This window comes from Cupriavidus sp. DF5525 (assembly GCF_040149425.2).
GTDB lineage: Bacteria > Pseudomonadota > Gammaproteobacteria > Burkholderiales > Burkholderiaceae > Cupriavidus > Cupriavidus pickettii_A.
The window spans coordinates 2318924-2338445 of record NZ_CP168266.1; the positions used below are offsets into that span (position 1 = coordinate 2318924).

Consider the following 19522-nt stretch of genomic DNA (forward strand, 5'->3'; position numbering starts at 1 on the left):
TTTTTCAGGCGATGCGCCCGGGGAAAGTCCTCATGCCAGCCTCCGGCTCACGTTGCAGGAAGCGGACCTGCAACACGGCACCCACCAGGAACACCACGAACAGCACGGCGACGATCGCCTTGAGTTCGGGTGCGTCGGCATTGGCGAACACCGGGTTGCCCACCGGCAGCCGCCTGCCGGTCTCGGTCAGCGCGGGGATGAAGTGGAAGAACACCGTCAGCGACAGCGCCACCACTTCGATATAGCGGCCCGGGCGCCCGAACGAGCCGCGCGCCGCATACGCCGCCACGTCCAGCACAAACAGCGTGATGACACCGAGCACATGCGGCATGCCGACACCGCCATGCTGGAAGATGCCGAAGGCAGTCAGGCAACTCGCCGTGGTGCCGATCACGTAGCTGAAGCCCAGCGCGCTGCTCACGCGAATCACTCCCGTGCGCCACAACGACACCAGGCCGCACGTCAGTGCCGCGATGCTGATCAGGGTATGGACGAGGCCAAGCTGCGTGAGTCCGAGCATGATGGTGCCTCCCGGGCGGTTGGCGCTGCGATGCAGGACAAGGCGTGGCGGCTCGCGGCGTGAACGGTATCCGCCGGGGGGTGGCGGGCCGCTGCGGGAAGACTTCATGAAAGGCCATGCCTCGCGGAAATGCAAGCATGGCAACGGCGTGCATGCCACGTGTGCTTCAACGGTGCCAATACGGGCTTGCGCATGACGCCGGAGTCCGCTGCGAGGATGCGGCCGTAAAGACGATAGCAGTGCACTGCGGATGAGGGAACGACAGGTTTCGCGGATGGATATGCCGCCCTGCGTGGCGGCACCCTGCGTGCTAGCGTTGGAGGATTTCGATGCTGTCGACCCGGTCCGGATAGAAGGCCAGGTGCGATGCGATCGCGGCCACCGCGTCGTAAGGAGTCTCGTAGCTCCACACCGCATTGCGCGAGCGCTCGCCGCCGGCGGGGATCGAGAAATAGCTGCAGTCGCCTTTGTACGGGCAGTAGGTCGCGTGTGTGGTGCGTTCCAGCTGCGCCATGTCGACATGCTCGCGCGGGATGTACTGCACCGGCGTGTAGTCGGCCTCGCGCAGCGTCAGCGCGGCATCGCTGTCGGCCACGGTAATACCGCCGACCTTGACCACGATCCGGCCGGAGGTCGGCGTGACAGTGATGGGATGGTCGGGGCCGGGGATCCTGACTGGCTTGTCTGGCATCGTCGTTCTCCTGTGTGGCGTGGCGGCGATCCGGTGGATGCCGCGACGGGTGAATGCAGGACGATTCTAGGCGCCGCGCGCATTGGCTGCACGGCAGCGCCCCGCTGCCTCAAAAGATATGCCGGATGCCCATCAGCCGATCTTCTCGAGCGCCACCCGGTACTGCGCGGCACGGCGGACATAGTCCTCGGCATTTGCGCGCAGGCTCTTCACTTCGTCATCGGTCAGTTCGCGCACGGCCTTGGCGGGCGAGCCCAGGATCAGCGAGCGCGGCGGGAACTGCTTGCCCTCGGTCACCAGTGCGCCGGCGGCCACCAGGGACTCGGCGCCAATCATCGCGTTGTTCAGGATCACCGCCTGGATGCCGATCAGCGCGCCGTCACCGACGGTGCAGCCGTGCAGCATGGCCTGGTGCCCCACGGTCACGCCGGCGCCGAGCGTCAGCGGGCAACCGGGATCGGTATGCAGCACCGCGCCTTCCTGCACGTTGCTGCCGGCGCCGATGGTCACGGGCTCGTTGTCGGCGCGGATCACGGCACCGGGCCAGACCGAGACGTTATCGGCCAGTTCGGCGCGGCCGATGATGGTGGCTTCGGCAGCGACAAAGGCGCTGCCGGCGATGGCGGGCGCGAGCTCGCCAAGCTTGTAGAGAGTCATGTTGTGGATAGTGTGGATGGATGCGTGCGGTGCGCTATTCGACCTTGACGTTGGCCTTCTTCACCAATGCGGCGTAGCGCGTGGCCTCGCTGCGGAAGAAGCTGGCCGCGGCTTCGGGCGTGCCGGGTTCGATCACGGTGCCTTGCTTCTTCATCGCCTCGAGCACTTCGGGCGAGGTGAAGGCCTTGGCAAAGGCATCGTGCACGCGCTTCACTTCCGCGGGCGGCATGCCGGCCGGGCCGACCACGGCGAACCAGCCCGCGACGTTGTATCGGGGCAGCCCTTGCTCGGCGATGGTCGGGATCTCGGGCGCGGCCGCGGTGCGCTTGTCACCGCACAGGCCGATGGCGCGCAACGTGCCCGCCTTCAGATGCGGAGCCACGGCATTGAGCGCAACCACGCCCATCTCCACCTGGCCTGCGATCAGGTCGTTCAGCATCGGCCCGGTGCCCTTGTACGGCACGTGGCGCGCACTCACGCCCGCCTCGTCGAGGAACATCTCGCCGGCCAGGTGGATGATGGTGCCGTTGCCCGACGAGCCATAGTTGTAGCCGTCAGGCTTGGCCTTGAGCAGCGCCACCAGTTCCTTCACGTTCTTTGCCGGCACTTTCGGATTGACCACCAGCACCAGCGGCGTGGCGCCGATCACACTGATCGGCGTGATGTCGCGGATCGCATCGAACGGCATCGAGCGGAACACGCTGGGATTGATCACGTGGTTGTTCGAAACTAGCCCGAGCGTGCTGCCATCCGGCTGCGCCTTGACCACCGCCGCGGCGCCGGTGATGCCGCCGGCGCCGGGCAGGTTCTCGATCACCACCGGCTGGCCGAAGGCCTTGCCCAGTGCCGGGCCGGCCGCACGGGCGATGGTGTCGACGCCGGAGCCGGCGCTGATCGGCAGGATCAGGCGCACTGGCTTGCCGGTGCCGCCCTGGGCCAGGGCTTCGAAGCCAGGCACGGCCAGCGCAGTGGCGAACACGGCGGCCAGCGCCACTCCAGACTTGAGAAGGGTACGGCGTTGCATGAGGTTGTCTCCGTATCGTTATCGTGATGTCGTTTTGCGGGCTGCCGCTGTGGCGCGGCATGCCCGTCGTGCCATTCAGCCAACGCGGCCCTTGCCGAGCTGCGACAGGATCTCTTCGTTGTGCTCGCCGGCCCTGGGCAGCGGTCGGCGCACGCCGGGGCGGCGCCCGCCCATCAGCAGCGGCAGCAGCACCGTGGGCGTGGTCGAACCATCGTCGGCCTGCATCGGCACCAGTCCGCCGCTGGCGAGCAGGTGCGGATCGTCGAGTAGCTGGTCCGGGCGCACGATCGGCGCGTAGGGGATGCCGGCGGCTTCGAGCTTCGGCGCCAGTTCGTCGGAGCGATGGTGGCGCAGGATCGCGCCCAGCTCTGCGAGCAGTTGCGGGCGCACGGCCACGCGTGAGGTATTGGTGGCGTACTCGGGCTTGCCGAGAAGCTGCGGGTGTTCGAGCACCTGGCACAGCGTGACGAACTGCTTGTCGCTGACCGCGCCGATAAAGAGCTGCTCGTCCCCGGCCAGCGTGAACACGTCATACACGCTCCACGCCGAGACGCGCGACGGCATCGGCGGCGGCGCCTCGCCGGTCATCGCGAACTGCTGCATATGCTGCGAGGCCAGGAACACGCAGTTCTCGAACAGCGCGCTCTGGATCTCCTGGCCGCGGCCGGTGCGGTCGCGTTCGCGCAGCGCGGCCAGCACGCCGATGGCGCCGAACATGCCGCCCATGATGTCGTTGACCGAGGTGCCGGCACGCAGCGGCCGCCCGCTGGGGCCGGTCATGTAGGACAGGCCGCCCATCATCTGCACGACTTCGTCCAGCGCCAGCCGGTTCTCGTACGGGCCGGGCAGGAAGCCCTTGTGCGAGACGTAGATCAGGTGCGGGTAGTCGCGCGACAGCGTGGCGTAGTCCAGCCCCAGTTTCTGCATCAGGCCGGGACGGAAGTTCTCCAGCAGCACGTCGCTCTGGCCGGCCAGCTCCGCGGCGGCGGCGCGCCCCTCCTCGGTCGTGATATCGAGCACCACGCTCTTCTTGTTGCGGTTGAAGGCGCGGAAGAAGCCGATGCCCAGGCCCGGCAGGTTGCGGGTCTTGTCGCCGCCGGGCGGTTCGACCTTGATCACCTCGGCACCCAGGTCGGCCAGGATCATGCCGCAGGTGGGGCCCATCACCATATGCGTGAATTCGACCACGCGGATGCCGGCGAGCGGCAGGGAGTTGCTGTTGCTGTCTTGGGTCATCTTGCGTCTCAGAAAGCGGCGCCAGCATGCTGGGCCGGGAAAGTCTTGGGCAGGCCGGCGCGCCACAGCGTGCCGTGCAGGGTTTCATCCTTGAGCCAAGCGGCGACGTCTTCACGCAGCGCCAGCAGGCGGGCGATGTCGACACCAGTGTCGATGCCCATGCTGCCGAGCATGTAGGCAAGGTCTTCGGTCGCAACGTTGCCGCTGGCGCCGGGCGCATGCGGGCAGCCGCCGATGCCGGCCAGGCAGGCATCGAAGCGCGTCACGCCCGCGTCCAGCGCGGCGTGGACATTGGCCAGCCCGAGTCCGCGGGTGTCGTGGAAATGGCCACACCAGAAGCGCTCGCCGGCGATCTCGACGGCGCGCGCGAACAGCTCGCGCACCATGCGCGGATCGGCATAGCCGACGGTATCGGCCAGGCTGACGCGGTCGGCGCCGGCGTCGAGCAGCGCCTGCATCAGGCGCAGCACCTCGTCGGGATCGACGTGACCTTGCAGCGTGCAGCCGAAGGCGGTGCCGACGCCGCCTTCGATCAGCGTCCTGGCGCCGCTGGCATCGCGCGCCGCGCGGATGCGCGCCACTTCGGCCACCACCTCGTCGGGCGTCTTGCGCAGGTTGGCCAGGCTGTGCGCATGGCTGGCCGACAGCGGTACGATCATCAGGTCGGCGCCGCTGGAGAGCGCATCCTGCGCACCGCGCAGGTTGGGCACCAGCACCGAGACGAACAGGCCGGGCAGCGTGCGGGCGAAGGCCACCAGCTCGGCGGTATCGGCCAGTTGCGGCAGCAGGCGAGCGGGCACGAACGAGCCCACTTCCAGCTCGCGCAGGCCAGCGGCGTGGGCGCCGCGGATCCACGCCTGCTTGCTTGCGGTGGGCAGGATGGTGCGGATGCTTTGCAGGCCGTCGCGCAAGCCGACTTCGCGGATTACGGCATGGCGGGGGATAGGGGCGGTCATGGTTTGGGGCTTCGGGAAAGGCCCCGCGGAGGAGGCGACGGAAGAACTCTATGAGTTTCTGGCGACAAGCTGAAGCGGTGATTTATGCACGATAACGTTCCGAATCGGAAAGTCTCTAAAGCGCCACTGCCATACCTGCGGGAATTCCCGAATGAGCCGATAAAGCACCCATATCGCGGCTACCATTCCATTCCGGAAACACCGACGCCCCCAATGCGAGATCTCGACCTCACCACGCTGCGCCTGTTCGTCGCCGTCTGCGAAACCCGTAATATGGCGCGCGCGGGCGAGCAGGAACATATTGTCGCTTCCGCCATCAGCAAGCGCCTGGCGCAGCTGGAAGAGACCGTCGGCGCCACGCTGCTGGAACGCCGCCGCCGCGGCGTGATCCCCACGCCCGCCGGCGAGATGGTGCTGGCGCATGCGCGCGCGATGCTGGCCGCGGCGGATCGCGTGGCCCGGGACATGGCGGACTACGGCTCCGGCATCCGCGGGCAGGTGCGGCTGCTGGCCACGGTGTCGTCGATGGCGGAATCGCTGCCCGACGACATCGCCGCGTTCCTGCAGCAGCCGGAACACCGCGACGTGCGCGTCACCGTGGAGGAGAGCCTGAGCAGCGACGTGGTGCGCGCCTTGCGCGAGGGCTCGGCGCCGCTTGGCATCTGCTGGGATGCGGCGGACCTGGAGGGCTTCGAGACCCGGCCCTACCGCGCCGACCACCTGGCGGCGGTGGTGCACGCCGGGCATCCGCTGGCCGGGGCGTACGATTGCCTGTTCGAAGACACGCTCGGCTACGACCATATCGGCATGCCCGCCCAGACGGCGGTGCAGACCATGCTGACGCGCTATGCCGCGATCCTGGGCCGGCGCATCGCCTACCGCGCGGTGGTATCGACCTTCGACGCGGCGCTGCGCTGCGTGCGCGCGGAACTCGGCATCACCATCATCCCGGCCGAGATCGCCGCGCCAATCGCCGCCACCTTTGGCTTGCGCGTGATCCCGCTGCGCAATGACTGGGCGCGGCGGCGCTTTGCGATCTGCTTCCGCGACCTTGAGCTGCTCTCGCCTGCGGCGCGGCTGCTGGTGGCGTTTCTCGAACGGACGGCGGCGGCACCGGTGATCGCGGGCGTTGAGCCGGAAGCACCGCGACGCAAGCCACCACGGCAGCACAAGCCGTAAGCGCGCAACTTCCTGTGCGTTTCGAGGGTTAGCCCGGGGCAATTTCGCAAGCATATGTTGGTCGGCGTTTTGTAGACTGGCTTGCGTCTTTTCTGATCCGATCATGCGCGCCGCCATGGCGCAGGAGCCCCCAAAATGAACTTCAACGGCAAGAACGTATTGATCACCGGCGCGCGCGGCAACCTCGGCCGCGCGGTGGCGCAGGCTTTCGCCCAGGCGGGCGCGCGGGTGGTGCTGCTGGATCGGCATGCGGCCCCGCTGCCCGAGGCCGGCAACGGCCACGTGGCGTTGCAGACGGACCTGCTCGATGCCGCGCAGCTCGGACAAGCCGTGCAGCAGGCGATCCAGGCATGCGGGCGCATCGACGTGGTCTGCAACCTGGCCGGCGGCTTCGCCATGGGTCCGGCCGTGCATGAGACCGACGCCGCGGCCTGGGACCACCTGTTCGACATGAACGTGCGCACCGTGCTGAACCTGGCGCGCGTGGTGGTGCCGCATATGCTCGAAGCCGGTGGCGGCAGCATCGTCAACGTCGGCGCCAACTCCGCCGCGCGCGGCCTTGCCCAGATGGGCGCCTACTGCGCCTCCAAGGACGCGCTGGCGCGCGTGACCGAATCGATGTCGGCCGAGTTGCGCGACCGCGGCATCCGCGTCAACGCGGTGCTGCCCAGCATCCTCGATACGCCGGAGAACCGCCAGGCCATGCCGGATGCCGAGCACGCGCGCTGGGTCGGCCTGGATGCGCTGGCCGACGTGATCCTGTTCCTCGCGTCCGATGCCGCGCGTGCGGTGCAAGGCGCGCTGGTGCCGGTGGTCAACCGCGCCTGACGCGCGGCTTGCGCGCGGCGAGGTGGCGGCGGAGGCGTTGATGAAGATGTTGAAGTGAAGATGGCGCGCGTCGCCCGGCGCCGGTTTGCTCCCCCACCCCTCTCCCACGCGCGGGCTTGCCTTTACCCACAACTTCCGGCGGCTTACTCGTTTTTCTGGAAGATCCGATACATTTCGGTGATTTCGTGCAAAACGAGGAAGCCGCGCCAGAGGACAGTAGCACCGGGGGGATCGTCGTTTTTGCGACCCAGGTAGCCACCGAGCTTGGCGACCCAAAGGACCGCTTCGCTGAGTTTGGGTGCCTGCTCTGGTGGCTTGGTTGTGCCGTGCGTGCGGCAGTACAAGGCCTGCCATTCGAGCGATTGCAGTAGCACCGAGCAAGGGATATCGGCTTCGAGCCGGCCCAGCATAGTTGCGTACAAGATGCGCCAGCCGATTACGGCGAACAGCGCCGTGGCCCGCAGGAACCGCTCCAGCGTCCCGAACTGCCGGGCTTCGATCTGGCAGCCACTTTTCAGGACACGATGCCAGGATTCAATGGTCCAGCGACGGGCGTACCAGCTCAGCCGTTCGAGCACATCTTCCAGCGTTTGGGTGGGCATTGAACTGAGCAACATCCATTCGAGCGGCTCAACGCCTTCGGGCGGGTCGAGTTCCAGCGCGTGAATGGCAAATACTTCGAGACTCGGTAGGGCCTCTGCACCGCGGCTGCGCGGCGGTCGCAGTTGGACGGGCACACAGCGCAAAGCCAGTCGGGCGCTACGCGCCTGCCTGGCGCCGCTCCTGGGCACGTGCAGTACGGTCTCCCCAAGTACAGGAGCCGCAGCAACCGTCTCCCACAGATACTTCTCTGGGTGGTCCACGCCCCGATTCCAGGCGGCCCGCACCAACCAGTCCACCCCCGCTGGGCGCGGCGCCAGGAACACGTCATACACATCGCCCTCGCGATCGCTGACGGCAACAAGGTGCGTGTCCGGACACTGCATCTTGAGCGGCTCAAGGCATTCCAGCCCCTCCAGCCACTTCACGCTTTCCTTGTCACGAATGGACAGCGCCCGGCGCTGCCTGGCCTTGCCCGATGCTTGCGGCGCACGCACCCACGTCTTCATGCTCAACACGCCCAGTGGCAGGCCCTCAGGCGTCACCGCCAGCACGCTGTGCAACATGAATCCGTGCAAATTGCCGCCCGTGCCGTGACCAAGTCCCTCAGTCGCGGGCAAATTTGCCAGATTGAATTCCGTGGTGTCCTGCACCGCCAATACGACAGGTACCTGCTGCATGCGACCCACGGTTTGAGTGACGTGGCTCGCCAGTATTCCGTCCGGGTCAACCGCCTCATTATCAAAGAAGCGATATGCTGCCTTGAGTTGGGCACCACTCAAGGCCTGCGGGAACGAAACATGGGCTTTTTGCGCCAGTCCGCGCGCCAATGCCACAAGGCGCTGCGTGCGACGTGCATCGCCCAATTGAGCGCCACCGAATTCGTCGCTGGCCCAGTCTTCCAGATCTTCCGTATCAGGCAAAATTGCCACCACTGATTGTCAACTTCACCCGAAGTTAACACCGTCCAATCCGGTTTACAACCTTTCCTGTCGAGATGTGGGTAAAGGCAAGCACGCGCGGGAGAGGGGTGCGTTTGCCTGGCGTAATGGCCCTCCCTGAATCGCATGAGCCTGCGATACGCCGGCATACGAAGACTCACTGCGGCACCAACTCCAGCCTCTCCCGACTCGCCTTCTCCACCGCCTTGCGCGTATAAACCAGCGGGAAATACTCCCCCTTGGCCCACAACGGCGCCAGGTCGCGATAGTGTGGGCTGGCCGGATTCCCCGACTGCCCCGGCGTATTGACCACGCGCGACGCATCCCAGTCGCCCACATCCAGCACCATGCGGAACGACGCCCCCGCGGTCAGCCGGAAGTCGGAATTGCGATAGCTGGTATTCATCGGCGTGAACGCCGAGCCGCCGATCGGTCCGGCATTCACGTTGTACTGCTGGCGCTCGGCATCCGTCAGGATCGGGTCCATCGGATGCGAGAACACCGCCGTGTGCAGCTTGCCCCATTGCCACGCGCGCGGATCGGGACCAAGCTTGCCCTCGACCTCGGCCATCGCCGCCTTCAGCGATTCGAGCATCACCGCATTGCGCCGCTCCACCGGCATCCACGGCCCCGGCTGCTCCAGCACCGCGAGCACGCGCGCGGCATCGCCCGCGCCAACCAGCCTGGCGGACTCCGGCGACAGCGACGCGTGCACCACCGCCGGCCGCAGGTGCTTGCTGAACCAGACCTCGAACAGCGCGGCCGCGGCGCTGTCGGCGCGCTCGTTGCCGTCCCAGCCGCGCAGCAGGTTGAGGCCGCGCGCCAGTTGCGCATCGTCGCTGCGCAGGTCCTTCACCAGCGCCACCACCCGCTGCGCCGGTATCGACACGGTGTCGTTCTGCCATGCCATCGAGTCCTGCACCGAGCTGCGCGGACTGGCGCCCACCACCGCCTTGAGCCGGCGCGCGCGCGAGCTGTCGCTCCATTCGTAGCCCACGCCCAGCTTGGCGGCCGGGTGCTCGGGCGGGATGTTGTTCTCGTTGGCGGTGACGATATAGCCTGGCGTGGGGTTATAGGCCCATGGCAGCTCGTCCATATTGCGGTAGCCGGCCCATTCGTAGCGCCCGTCGCCCGGCACCGGCGTCAGGCCGTCCCAGTTGGGCCGGTTCACGGTCAGCCCGCCCGGGACCCAGCCGATATTGCCGCCGGTGTCGGCATAGACCTGGTTCTCGCCCGGCGCGCCCCAGCGGTTCATGGCGCCGCGGAACTGGTCCCAGTTGCGCGCGCGCATATAGTCCATCGAGCCGAAGTACGGCGCCATGCCGTAGTCGAGCCACGCGGCGCGCAGCGCCCACGCCCGCGCGGCATCGGCGTGGAGTACCGGGCCGTGGCGCGTGAAGTCGATCGCGACCTTGCGCGGCGCGGACTCGCCCTTGACCGCGATCTCTTCGGTGACGGTCTCCATCGGCTCCCAGCGGCCCTTGTACTTGTATTCACGCGGGTTGGCCGGATTCAGCTCGTAGCCGTAGAGATCTTCCTGGTCCATGTAGAAGCGCGTCAGGCCGAAGGCGATGGTGCCGTTGTGCCCGATCGAGATGCCTGGCAGAAAGGGCTCGCCCGCGCCGATCACCGACATCCCCGGCGCGTTCAGGTGGCTGATATAGCGCAGGCTGGGCGCGCCGTGCGAGCGGTGCGGGTCGTTGGCCAGGATCGGGCGGCCGGTGGCGGTGCGCTTGCCGCCGATGACCCAGTTGTTGGAGCCGAGGCTGCGGCCGGTATCGCTGTTGGGATCGACCAGCGCGTAGAGCTGGTCGAGCGGGATGGTGCCGGCCTGTTCGGTGGTCCACGCCTCTTTCGGGAAGCGCGCGGCGGCGGTGGCCAGTTCATAGGCGCGGCGCAGTTCGGCCGCGGGCACCGTGCAGGGATCGAGGCCAGGGTTCAGCTTGGGCTCGACCGGCGGATCGAGTTCGCGGCGCAGCCAGTCGGCGCGCGCGGCCTCGTTCCTGGCCCGGCAGTAGAGCTGCGCGCGCTCGACTTCGCCGGTGAAGTTCAGCGTCAGGCCGTGGTGGCGGATGCGCACGATATCGTCGGCGCGCCAGCGCGCGGGCTTGTAGTTGAGCTTGCGGAATTCAGGCGGCAGCAGTTCGGGTTTCTGCTCGGTCAGCGCCACGTAGGCATTCACACCCGCCACGAAGGCCTCGGCCACGCGCTTGGCGTCGGAGCCGTAGGCGAGCCATTCGCGGTACATGTCGCCGCGGAACAGCACCGCGCGCGCCATGCGGTCGCCGTCGGCATAGGCCGGGCCGAAGTCCCTGGCCATTTCGCCGAGGCCGCGCTTGCGCCACAGGTCGATCTGCCACAGGCGGTCGCGCGCGGCCATGAAGCCCTGCACGTAGAAGGCGTCGTAGAGCGTACCGGCATAGATATGCGGCACGCCCCAGCGGTCGACCAGCACACTGGCGGGTTTTTCCAGGCCGGGTACAGCCAGGCGTTCGGCGCGGGGTGCCTGGGCCATGGCGGCCGATGTGGTGACGAGCAGGGCCAGCGCGGCCGCGATGCGGCGGGGGGTGCTTAACATCAATCAGGTCTCCTCGGTATTGTTGTTGGCTGCAGATGCTTTGCAGACCACACCGAAGATAGTGCATGCCCGGCCCGGGCGCGAGCCGCGCGGCCGATCTCCGCACGGCAGTTGCTTGCAGCTACGAGGTTTAGTAGACGTCGCGCCGGTAGCGGCCGTGGTCGGCCAGCTGGCGCAGTGTGTCCTCACCGAGGATCTCCGCCAGCGCGTCGTTGACGCCGCCGGCCATGCCCTGCAGGCTGCCGCAGACATAGATCGCCGCGCCGTCGTCGACCCACTGGCGCACCGCGCCGGCATGCGCGCGCAGCGCGTCCTGGACGTGGCGCAGCGCGCCGCCGTCGCGCGACCACACCAGGTCCGCGCGCTGCAGCGTGCCATCGGCCTGCCACGCGGCCAGCTCATCGGCAAAGAAACCATCGTGCTGCGCCGAACGCTCGCCGAACAACAGCCAGTTGCGCCGCTGTCCCGCCGCGGCGCGAGCCTTGAGATGCGCGCGCAGCCCGGCCAGGCCCGTGCCGTTGCCGACCAGGATCAGCGGCCGGTCGTCGGCCGGCGGATGGAAGCTGCGGTTGGTGCGGATGCGCAATGCGATGCGCGCCCCCGCTTGCGCATGGGCCGTCAGCCAGCCGGAGGCCAGCCCCAGGCGGCCATCGCCATGGCGGGTCTGCCTCACCAGCAGCTCGAGCGTGCCGTCCTGCGGCAGCGATGCGATCGAATACTCGCGGTGCGGCAGGGGCGACAGCACGTCCACCAGTTGCTGCGGCGGCAGGCCCTGCATCGCGGCAAAGTGCGGCTCGGGCAACGGCATGCGCGTGGCGAGCGCTTGGGCCAGCGTCATGGCGTGGCCATCGCAGCGCACCGGTGTGCCGCCATCCAGCGCGAGCCGCGCCAGCAGCCGCTCGACCTCGGCCGGTGCGTGGCAGGGGCCGACCTCGGCGAGGTCACCGGCCTGCCAGTCCAATGCGGCGCCTGCTTGCGGTGCCAGCGCGATATGGAAGGCCGGCGCGCCCTGGCTGCCCGGGTTCAGGTGACGGCGTTGCGCCAGCCGCCAGCTGCCGTAGCGCGGGCGTTCCCAGTCGGCGATCTCGGCGCCGCCGCTCAGCGCCGACAGGTGGTTCTGCCAGTGGCGCAGCGCGCCGGCATCGCCGTTGTCGACTTCGATCAGGTCGAACAGCGGCTGCGCGCGATGGCGTTGCAGCCAGCCGTCGAGCGCGTGGCCGAAGGCGCAGAAGCGTGCGTAGCTGCTGTCGCCCAGCGCCAGGATGCCGTAGCGCAGTTCGCGCAGGCCATCCGCGCCGGCCAGCAAGCGGCGCGCAAAGCCGGAAGCGCTGTCAGGCGCGTCGCCCTCGCCCGTGGTGCTGACCACGAACAGCGCCTGCCGGCATGCGGCCAGGCGTCTTGCATCGACCTCGGCCAGCGACAGCAGCTGCACCGGCATGCCCGCGCCCTGCAGCGCGGTGGCGGTCTGCAGCGCCAGTTGCTCGGCAAACCCGGTCTGGCTGGCATAGGCGACCAGCGTGGCGTCGTCCGCGGGGCTTGCCAACGCCGCCACGCTCGCGCGCCGCTGGCGATGGTGCGCGATCACCGCGCCGCAGAAGCCCGCATAGGCCGCAACCACACCGGCTGCCGTGACGGCGCGCGACGGGCCCAGCAGCGCCAGTGCCACGCCGCCGGCCACGGCGAGCCAGCTCGCGCCGGCGAAAGCGGAAGGCCGGCTCATGCCAGCATCGCGGCGAACGCCGGGGAAAGGTGTTCTTCGAAACCGTCCGGCGTGCGCACCAGGAAGCGCGCGGCGATACCGTGGCGGTGCGCGTGCACCATGCCGGCCTCGGGGCCGAGCACGGTCAGCGCGGTAGAGAGCGCATCTGCCAGCATGCACTGCGCATGCAGCACCGTGACCGAAGCGAGCGCGTGGCTGGCCGGATAGCCGGTGCGCGGATCGATGGTATGGGCGTAGCGCCGGCCGTCGCTGTCGAAGTAGCGGCGATAATCGCCGGAGGTGGCGACCGACAAGCCGTGCAGCGCGACCAGCGTCTGCCCCGCTGCGCCGGTGCCGAGCCCCGGCGGCGTTTCCAGCGCGACCCACCACGGCATGCCGTCGGGCTTGACGCCATGGCCGCGCAGTTCACCGCCGATCTCGGTCAGGTGGTGGTCCAGGCCTTGCTCGCGCAGGTAGCTCGCCACCGCGTCGACGGCAAAGCCCTTGGCGATGGCGCAGAAGTCCAGCGAGGCGCCGCCGGGCTGCAGCGCGCGCTTGCCTGCCCCATCGACTTCGATGCGCACCCAGCCGCAGCGGCCGCGTGCCGCCTGCACCGCGTCAGGCGATGGCGGCGCGCTACGCTTCGGCGCCGGGCCGAAGCCCCACAGGTCGACCAGCGGGCCGGCGCTCGGGTCATAGGCACCGCCGCTGTCGCGCGCCACCTGCAGCGCGCATTGCAGCACCGCGAAGCAGTCGTCCGGCAACGTGTGCCAGCTGCCCGGCGCGGCGCGATTGAAGCGGCTCAGGTCCGAATCCGCTTCCCAGTTGCTCATCTGCGCGACCACGCCATCGAGCACGGCCCGGATCCCTGCGGCGATGCGATCGGCATCAGCCGCCCGTAGCAACAACGCCGCCACCGACCAGGTCGTGCCCATGCTCTCACCGCACCAGCGGTGCAGCCGCACCTGCGCCGCGGGCGGCATCGGCGGCGCGGACAGCGCGACGGGAACGAGGACGCGGTTCAAACCGTCAGCCTCTTATTGCGGCAGCACTTCCATCGTCACCGCATAGACGGCGCGGCGCGACTTGGCTTGCTTGAAGGTCGCCTTGTCGTCGCGCACCTCGGCTTCCATCCAGTACATGCCAGGCGCCGGCCACTTGACGCTGAACTTGCCGTCGGCGTCGGTGGTGGCGCTGAACTCCTGCAGCTGGTCGCGATAGCGGATGCCGCCCGGCACCACCGAGACCTTCAGGTTGGCGGCGGGCTTGCCGTCGAGCAGCAGGCGGAAGCTGGCGGTTTCGCCCGCGACCAGGTCGTTCGGGTGCGTGATCGGCGCCAGCTCCAGGCCGCGGCCGGCGATGCGCAGGCCCTTGTCGCTGGGCTTGCCGGCGGTGACGAAGGACTCGATGCGGCCTTCGGCCTGCGTGACCTGCAGCTCCTGCGCGTTGGCCGGCACTTCCTTGGCGAAGTTCTCGGCCGTGCCGCGCCAGCGCTTGGTCTGGCCGTCGACCTTGTAGCTGGCGAAGAGGCCGTTGTTGACCACCGCCACGCGGTAGGTGCCCGGCTGGGTCAGGTGCAGGTCGAAGGTGCTGCGGTACTTGCCGGTGGCCGCGCTCTCGGCCTTGACGGCGCTGCCGTCGGGGGCGGTCACCTGCAGGTTGTCGAGCCGCATCGGCACGTGCTCGAAATAGAACAGGTCGTTGGAGACGGCGGCGTCCACGGTCACCCACGGATCGCTACCGGACAGCACGGTGGCCGACGGCAGCAGCCACTGGCGGTGCGCATGCGCGGCCAGCGGCGCCAGCGCGGCGAGGGCGAGCACGGCCACGCGGGTGGCCAGGCGGGAAGGAACGGCGGACAGGATCGCGGAAGGTTTCATCGTCGGGGCTCCGGGAGATTTACGGCTTCAGTTCGACGGTCACGCCGCCGAGTTCGTGTTCGCCCTTGGCGCGGGCGGTCTGCGCGGATTGCGGCGGCCAGGTGAACGGCACGCGCAGCAGCTCGCGCCCGCCCACTTCACGCGCGGCCTCCACCACTAGCTGGTAGTTACCCGCCGGCAGCTTGCCCAGCGGCGTCTTGCCGTCGCTGAAGCTGGCCGCGTGCTCGCCCGGCGCGCGCGTGGCGCCAGAGATGCCGTCGGCCGGCATATGCAGGTCGCGGCCGGCCTTGCGCCACCACTGGCGCATGTCCTTGAGCCACTTGGTGCCCTCGCCGTCCTTGAGCTTGCCGTCGTACCAGACCGCCAGCGTCTGTACGGGGCTCTGGTCGGCGCGCTCGACCCACATCGACACATAGGGGCGGTGGTATTCGGCCACGTTCAGGCGCGGGATTTCCACCTTGACGTTCAGGTCGGCGGCCATCGCGGGTCCCGCCAAGGGAACCGCGGCCATGCCGGTCAGGGTGACGGTGAGCAGTCGGCGCATATCGAAGGAACCTCGTCAGTGAGATGCAGGAAGAAGAATGGGTCGATCAGTGGATGAACAGGATGGCGAGCAGCAATGGCGCCACCAGCCCCAGCCCCACCAGCGGCCACGTCGCCACGCGTCCGCCCGCATGCAGCTTGAGCAGGAACAGGCCGGTCACGCTGAAGATCACGCACGCCAGCGCGAACACATCCAGGAACAGACTCCACGCGGCGCCGGTATTGCGGCCCTTGTGCAGATCGTTCAGGTAGGAGATCGCGCCGCGCGTGGTTTTTTCGTACTGGGCCTCGCCGCTGTCGAGCTCGACGCTGACCCAGGCATCGCCGCCAGGGCGCGGCAAGGCCACGTAGATCTCGTCCGCCGACCATTCGGCCTCGCGCCCGCGGGTGTCGACGTCCAGCGCCTGCGCCAGCCAGTCGGCCAACGCCGCGGGTACCGGCGCCTTGCGCTCGCGCGCCTGGGCGTCGCTGGCGGGCGCTTCGGCGCGCACCTTGTCGAGCACGCGCGTGGGCATGGTGGCGTGCCGGTTCTCGACCGCAAGCTTTGCCTCAATCTGCGCCGCATGGTTGAGCGTGAAGCCGGTGATGGCGAACAGCAGCATCCCGATCAGGCAGATCGCGGAACTGATCCAGTGCCACTGGTGGAGATGCTTGAGCCAGAAGGCGCGGCGCTGCTGGCCGGAAGCCGGCTGGGATTGGGTCATTGCGGTTGGTCGGCGGGCACGGTGCTGGCGCGGCCTGCGGCCAGTTGTTGCCTTTATGTCCTGGAAGCTCGGGCGCCGCCTTGCGCACCTGTGGCAGCAAGGGCTGTGTCATTGTTGTCACAATGATTGACGCAAGAGAGAAGGATAATCGTTCTCATTTGAATGCGCAAACGAATGGTGACCGCTCAACATTACAGCGCGTTACATGCCTTGCCGCACGCACCGCCGCCGCCGCCTCGTTAAGCGCGGCAGCCGAACGTCACAACCACGCCCCGGCCGCCCACCCCACCACGCCGCTCGCTACCACCACCAGCCACGGCGGCAGCTTCCACACCATCAGCGCGAGCAGCGCCAGCGCGACCAGCACGATATCGAGCGGCACCTGCACGGCGCTGGTCCACACCGGATCCCACAGCGCCGCCAGCAGCAGCCCGACCACACCGGCATTGACGCCGGCCAGCGCCGCCTGCGCGCGCCGGTTGCGGCGCAGGCTTTCCCAGAACGGCAGCGTCCCTATCACCAGCAGCGCGCCGGGCAGGAAGATCGCCAGCGTGCACAGCAACCCGCCGGCAAAGCCGGTCGGCGGCATCTGCATGGACGCGCCCAGGAAGGCGGCAAAGGTGAACAGCGGCCCCGGCATGGCCTGCGCCGCGCCATAGCCGGCCAGGAAGGTTTCCTTGCCGACCCAGCCCGGTGCCACCGCCGCGGTATCGAGCAGCGGCAGCACCACGTGCCCGCCGCCGAAGACCAGCGCACCGGCACGGTAGAACGCATCGAACATGCGCATGGCAGGGTCGGCGACGACCTGCGCCAGCAACGGGAGCCCGGCCAGCAGCACGGCAAACAGCACCAGCACGAGTGCGCCCGCCCGATGCGTGACCGCCATCCCCAGCGGTTCATGCGCGCCCGCCAGTGCCGGCCGCAGCAACGCGATCCCTGCGGCCGCCGCCGCGGCCATCACCGCCACCTGGGTCCATGGGCCAGGCAGCGCCAGCACGATGCCGGCGGCCACGATCATGATGGCGATGCGCACGGGCCCGGTACACAGGCTGCGCGCCATGCCCCACACCGCCTGCGCCACCACCGCCACCGCCACCAGCTTCAACCCGTGCAGCACGCCGGGCGCCGCGGTCATGCCGTAGTGAGACACGCCCAGCGCGAACAGGATCATGACGAGCGCCGACGGCAGCGTGAAACCGATCCACGCGGCAAGCGCGCCCGCATAACCGGCACGCGCCAGCCCCAGCGCGATACCGGTCTGGCTGCTGGCCGGCCCCGGCAGGCACTGGCACAGCGCGATCACGTCGGCATAGGCGGCTTCGCTGATCCAGCGCCGCCGGCGCACCAGTTCCTCGCGGAAATACGCCAGGTGCGCCACCGGCCCGCCGAACGAGGTCAACCCCAGCCGCAGGAAGACTAGGAACACGGCAAGCGGTCCGTCCTGTTGGCGGGTGTTATCGGAGGGGCTGGGCAGGGTAGCCATATCGCCTTTTGGAAGCATGGTTCAGTCAATGGGAACAACGCGCGATTCTGACCGATCGCGGTACAGGCGCGAAGCGCACATCACTCGCGCCGCACATGAAGCGATGCATACGACACTCCGATGGCAGTTGTATTAAAGCCAATCAACCACAATGGCTTCATGGGCGGTATTACCCCAATTAAGTTAGTTTGCGCCCCCGCCGTTATGCCGCAGACGCACACCCATATGCCGCTGGCCCTATACCAGCCAGTGTCGCCGACAGTTGTCACCAATGAGTGACAGCGCGATGAGTGTCGCCGTGAGCATCACCGATAAGCCATGCGCAGTGCGCGGAAGAAGGAGGAGTGAACGCAATGTTGGACAACCTGAGCCTAAAAAAGAAACTGCTGTTGCCGCTGGTGCTGAGCTGGATATGCCTGCTCGGCATCACGCTGTGGAACGCCTGGCATATACGCGAGCTGCGCATGGAAGAACGGCGCCTGGACCTGGCCCACGTGACCGACACCGCCTACTCCGTGGTGGCCGAGTACGAGGCGCTGGCCAAGGCCGGCAAGCTGTCGCAGGACGAGGCCAGGCAGCAGGCCATCGAGCGCGTGCGCGCGATGCGCTTCGGCGCCGACGGTTATTTCACGCTGATGCGCTCCGACACCGTGGTGGTGATGCACCCGTTCAAGACCGAGATGAACGGCAAGAACATGTCGGACATGAAAGATCCCAACGGCGTCTACCTGTTCCGAGATATCGCCGAGATCGGCAAGGGCGCGGGCAAGGGCTTCGTCCATTACCTGTGGCCCAAGCCGGGCGCCGAGGCGCCGCAGCCCAAGCTGAGCTACGTTGCCAACTTCCGCCCGTGGGACTGGAACTTTATCGCCGGACTGTACCTGGATGACATCGACGCGGCGTTTCGCACCGAGCTGTTGAAGGCCCTCGGCCTGCTGCTCGGGGTCGGCGCACTGATGACGCTGGTGATGGTGCGCGTCTCCGCCAGCCTGCAGAAGCAGCTCGGCGGCGAGCCGGCCACCACCGCGCATATCGCCGGGCGCATTGCCGAGGGCGACCTCGCCGGCCAGGTGGAGGTGCGCCCCGGCGACCAGCACAGCATCCTCTTTGCGATGCAGCGCATGCAGTCGCGCCTGACCGGTGCGATCGGCAGCATCCGCGGCTCGGCTGATTCGATCGCGGGCGCGGCCAAGCAGATTGCCGCGGGCAACGCCGACCTGTCGCGCCGCAGCGAGGAGCAGGCCGCCTCGCTGCAGGAAACCGCCGCCAGCATGGAGCAGCTGACCAGCACCGTGCGCCAGAGCGCCGAGAACGCGCGCCAGGCCAGTCGGCTTGCAGAAGGCGCCTCCGACATCGCCGTGCGCGGAGGCACCATCGTCAGCCAGGTGGTCGATACCATGGGCGAGATCAAGGACGCCTCGGGCAAGGTGGTCGACATCATCGCCGTGATCGAAGGCATTGCCTTCCAGACCAATATCCTGGCGCTGAACGCCGCGGTGGAAGCCGCCCGCGCCGGCGAGCAAGGGCGCGGCTTTGCCGTGGTGGCCGGCGAGGTGCGCACGCTCGCGCAGCGCAGCGCCACCGCCGCCAAGGAGATCAAGGCGCTGATCGGCAACTCGGCGCAGCGCGTGGAAGATGGCGCGGTGCTGGTGGAGAGCGCGGGCAAGGCGATGGACGAGATCGTCGAGGCGGTCAAGCGCGTGACCGACCTGATGGGCGAAATGCGCGCCGCCACCGAGGAGCAGACCGGCGGCATCGAGCAGGTCAACCAGGCGGTGTCGCAGATGGACCAGATGGCGCAGCAGAACGCCGCACTGGTGGAAGAGGCCGCGGCCGCGGCGGCATCGCTGGAAGACCAGGCCGATGCCCTGCACCGCGCGGTCGGACAGTTCCGGCTGGCGGGGGCCTGAGCGCCGCCGGCGGCCCGGTGGACTTTGTTACATGCCCGTCATACACGCCGCGCCGCGGCGTGTATCATGAAGCGCAACCGGCCGCATCATGTG

General features: G+C 68.3%; 17 protein-coding genes. 3 read left to right on the forward strand and 14 right to left on the reverse strand.

Annotated features, from left to right (window positions below; all coding sequences use genetic code 11):
• Positions 1-4: 4 nt before the first annotated feature.
• The 6 genes from ABNX08_RS31785 to ABNX08_RS31810 all read right to left on the reverse strand — a co-directional run bounded on the left by ABNX08_RS31785 (position 5) and on the right by ABNX08_RS31810 (position 5084).
• On the reverse strand, positions 5-520 hold the full coding sequence (locus tag ABNX08_RS31785; RefSeq protein WP_022539774.1) for a hypothetical protein: 516 nt from the start codon (positions 518-520) through the stop codon (positions 5-7).
• A gap of 310 nt (positions 521-830) precedes the next feature.
• A complete protein-coding gene (locus ABNX08_RS31790) occupies positions 831-1211 on the reverse strand; it encodes a DUF427 domain-containing protein (RefSeq protein ID WP_022539775.1) in 381 nt (126 codons plus the stop codon).
• Between the two features lie 132 nt (positions 1212-1343).
• Positions 1344-1868: a gamma carbonic anhydrase family protein gene (locus tag ABNX08_RS31795; protein WP_022539776.1), complete on the reverse strand. Its 525-nt coding sequence runs from the start codon at positions 1866-1868 to the stop codon at positions 1344-1346.
• Positions 1869-1902: 34 nt separating this feature from the next.
• On the reverse strand, positions 1903-2892 hold the full coding sequence (locus tag ABNX08_RS31800) for a tripartite tricarboxylate transporter substrate binding protein (RefSeq protein WP_022539777.1): 990 nt from the start codon (positions 2890-2892) through the stop codon (positions 1903-1905).
• A gap of 75 nt (positions 2893-2967) precedes the next feature.
• A complete protein-coding gene (locus ABNX08_RS31805; RefSeq protein ID WP_022539778.1) occupies positions 2968-4128 on the reverse strand; it encodes a CaiB/BaiF CoA-transferase family protein in 1161 nt (386 codons plus the stop codon).
• 8 nt (positions 4129-4136) lie between these two features.
• Positions 4137-5084, reverse strand: coding sequence for a hydroxymethylglutaryl-CoA lyase (locus ABNX08_RS31810; RefSeq protein WP_022539779.1), 948 nt, complete (start codon positions 5082-5084; stop codon positions 4137-4139).
• A 213-nt stretch (positions 5085-5297) separates the two neighbouring features.
• On the opposite strand from ABNX08_RS31810, the gene ABNX08_RS31815 reads away from it, so the two are divergent.
• Together ABNX08_RS31815 and ABNX08_RS31820 are read left to right on the forward strand one after the other, a co-directional pair.
• Positions 5298-6263: a LysR family transcriptional regulator gene (locus tag ABNX08_RS31815; RefSeq protein WP_022539780.1), complete on the forward strand. Its 966-nt coding sequence runs from the start codon at positions 5298-5300 to the stop codon at positions 6261-6263.
• 135 nt (positions 6264-6398) lie between these two features.
• The gene (locus tag ABNX08_RS31820) at positions 6399-7091 is read left to right on the forward strand and encodes an SDR family NAD(P)-dependent oxidoreductase (protein ID WP_022539781.1); all 693 of its coding nucleotides are present in this window, start codon (positions 6399-6401) and stop codon (positions 7089-7091) included.
• Between the two features lie 143 nt (positions 7092-7234).
• Here the strand turns inward: ABNX08_RS31820 and ABNX08_RS31825 are convergent, their stop codons facing one another.
• The 8 genes from ABNX08_RS31825 to chrA form a co-directional block, all read right to left on the reverse strand.
• Positions 7235-8626, reverse strand: coding sequence for an IS4 family transposase (locus ABNX08_RS31825; protein ID WP_374063698.1), 1392 nt, complete (start codon positions 8624-8626; stop codon positions 7235-7237).
• Between the two features lie 163 nt (positions 8627-8789).
• Positions 8790-11210 carry a penicillin acylase family protein gene (locus tag ABNX08_RS31830; RefSeq protein WP_022539783.1) on the reverse strand — a complete coding sequence of 807 codons (2421 nt, stop codon included), beginning with the start codon at positions 11208-11210 and terminating at the stop codon, positions 8790-8792.
• Between the two features lie 130 nt (positions 11211-11340).
• Positions 11341-12930, reverse strand: a complete 1590-nt coding sequence (locus tag ABNX08_RS31835) for a sulfite reductase flavoprotein subunit alpha (RefSeq protein ID WP_022539784.1) — start codon at positions 12928-12930, stop codon at positions 11341-11343.
• On the reverse strand, positions 12927-13934 hold the full coding sequence (locus ABNX08_RS31840) for an FAD:protein FMN transferase (RefSeq protein WP_022539785.1): 1008 nt from the start codon (positions 13932-13934) through the stop codon (positions 12927-12929). The genes ABNX08_RS31835 and ABNX08_RS31840 overlap by 4 nt, the downstream gene beginning before the upstream one ends.
• A gap of 12 nt (positions 13935-13946) precedes the next feature.
• Positions 13947-14789, reverse strand: a complete 843-nt coding sequence (locus tag ABNX08_RS31845; RefSeq protein ID WP_022539786.1) for a DUF4198 domain-containing protein — start codon at positions 14787-14789, stop codon at positions 13947-13949.
• Positions 14790-14808: 19 nt separating this feature from the next.
• Positions 14809-15333, reverse strand: coding sequence for a DUF2271 domain-containing protein (locus ABNX08_RS31850; protein ID WP_022539787.1), 525 nt, complete (start codon positions 15331-15333; stop codon positions 14809-14811).
• 46 nt (positions 15334-15379) lie between these two features.
• The gene (locus ABNX08_RS31855) at positions 15380-16036 is read right to left on the reverse strand and encodes a PepSY-associated TM helix domain-containing protein (protein ID WP_022539788.1); all 657 of its coding nucleotides are present in this window, start codon (positions 16034-16036) and stop codon (positions 15380-15382) included.
• A gap of 259 nt (positions 16037-16295) precedes the next feature.
• Entirely contained in the window at positions 16296-17519 is a 1224-nt protein-coding gene (gene chrA / locus ABNX08_RS31860; protein ID WP_041681872.1) for a chromate efflux transporter, read from the reverse strand.
• A gap of 353 nt (positions 17520-17872) precedes the next feature.
• Between chrA and ABNX08_RS31865 the strand changes: the two genes are divergently transcribed.
• Complete coding sequence (locus ABNX08_RS31865; RefSeq protein WP_022539790.1) at positions 17873-19429, forward strand: methyl-accepting chemotaxis protein; 1557 nt, start codon at positions 17873-17875, stop codon at positions 19427-19429.
• The last annotated feature ends 93 nt before the right edge of the window (positions 19430-19522 follow it).

Bases quoted from the DNA above. Each gene is read 5' to 3' on its own strand.
- ABNX08_RS31785 (WP_022539774.1), bottom strand. From the start codon at position 520: ATGCTCGGACTCACGCAGCTTGGCCTCGTCCATACCCTGATCAGCATC.
- ABNX08_RS31790 (WP_022539775.1), bottom strand. From the start codon at position 1,211: ATGCCAGACAAGCCAGTCAGGATCCCCGGCCCCGACCATCCCATCACT.
- ABNX08_RS31795 (WP_022539776.1), bottom strand. From the start codon at position 1,868: ATGACTCTCTACAAGCTTGGCGAGCTCGCGCCCGCCATCGCCGGCAGC.
- ABNX08_RS31800 (WP_022539777.1), bottom strand. From the start codon at position 2,892: ATGCAACGCCGTACCCTTCTCAAGTCTGGAGTGGCGCTGGCCGCCGTG.
- ABNX08_RS31805 (WP_022539778.1), bottom strand. From the start codon at position 4,128: ATGACCCAAGACAGCAACAGCAACTCCCTGCCGCTCGCCGGCATCCGC.
- ABNX08_RS31810 (WP_022539779.1), bottom strand. From the start codon at position 5,084: ATGACCGCCCCTATCCCCCGCCATGCCGTAATCCGCGAAGTCGGCTTG.
- ABNX08_RS31815 (WP_022539780.1), top strand. From the start codon at position 5,298: ATGCGAGATCTCGACCTCACCACGCTGCGCCTGTTCGTCGCCGTCTGC.
- ABNX08_RS31820 (WP_022539781.1), top strand. From the start codon at position 6,399: ATGAACTTCAACGGCAAGAACGTATTGATCACCGGCGCGCGCGGCAAC.
- ABNX08_RS31830 (WP_022539783.1), bottom strand. From the start codon at position 11,210: ATGTTAAGCACCCCCCGCCGCATCGCGGCCGCGCTGGCCCTGCTCGTC.
- ABNX08_RS31835 (WP_022539784.1), bottom strand. From the start codon at position 12,930: ATGAGCCGGCCTTCCGCTTTCGCCGGCGCGAGCTGGCTCGCCGTGGCC.
- ABNX08_RS31845 (WP_022539786.1), bottom strand. From the start codon at position 14,789: ATGAAACCTTCCGCGATCCTGTCCGCCGTTCCTTCCCGCCTGGCCACC.
- ABNX08_RS31850 (WP_022539787.1), bottom strand. From the start codon at position 15,333: ATGCGCCGACTGCTCACCGTCACCCTGACCGGCATGGCCGCGGTTCCC.
- ABNX08_RS31855 (WP_022539788.1), bottom strand. From the start codon at position 16,036: ATGACCCAATCCCAGCCGGCTTCCGGCCAGCAGCGCCGCGCCTTCTGG.
- chrA (WP_041681872.1), bottom strand. From the start codon at position 17,519: ATGGCTACCCTGCCCAGCCCCTCCGATAACACCCGCCAACAGGACGGA.
- ABNX08_RS31865 (WP_022539790.1), top strand. From the start codon at position 17,873: ATGTTGGACAACCTGAGCCTAAAAAAGAAACTGCTGTTGCCGCTGGTG.